A 675-nucleotide genomic window follows, 5' to 3' on the forward strand; every position below is an offset into this window, starting at 1 on the left:
GCATATACCTCCATCTGATGGGCCAGGATTGGCTTGAGTTCGGCCGGCATGTCGTCCCAGGCGGGGATGCCGTCCGGGCGCGGGGTGAGCACGGCATCGGACGGGATGACGCCCAGTTCGCGCTGGCGGGCGAAGGTTGCCTCGCGCAGCGCGTCCCAGCCTTGATCGAAGCTGCCCTTGTACTTGGCGATCCAGTCCTTGGGCACGTGGTGGGGCGCGTGCGTGGCGCCGGGCGCGAAGTACACGAAGAAGGGCTTGTCCGGGGTGAGGCTCTTCTGCAGCCGCACGTAGTCGATGGCTTTGTCGGCCAGGTCCGGCATGAGATGGTAGCCGGGGTCCAGCGGTGCCTCGACGGTAGACACGCCGTCGATCAGGGCGGGCGTCCATTGGTTGGTTTCGCCGCCGATGAAGCCGTAGAAACGCTCGAAGCCGCTGGAGGCCGGCCAATGGTCGAACGGGCCGGTGGGCCCGGACTCCCACACGGGCACTTCGTGGCACTTGCCGAACTGGGCGGTGTTGTAGCCGTTCTGGCGCAGGATTTCCGGCAGTGGCACGGCCGAGTTGGGGCGGGTGGAGCGGTAGCCGGGCGCGGGCGTGGCGGTCTCGGTGATGTGGCCCATCGCCACCGCATGATGGTTGCGGCCCGAGAGCAGCGCCGCGCGCGTGGGCGAACAC

1 protein-coding gene is annotated in these 675 nt (G+C 68.3%); it reads right to left on the reverse strand.

The window, feature by feature from the left end; translation table 11 throughout:
• Nucleotides 1-675 (reverse strand): sulfatase-like hydrolase/transferase (locus ACXJKJ_RS30740; protein ID WP_457395281.1); only part of this gene is annotated, 675 nt, incomplete at both ends.

Source organism: Roseateles sp. P5_E1 (assembly GCF_054049335.1).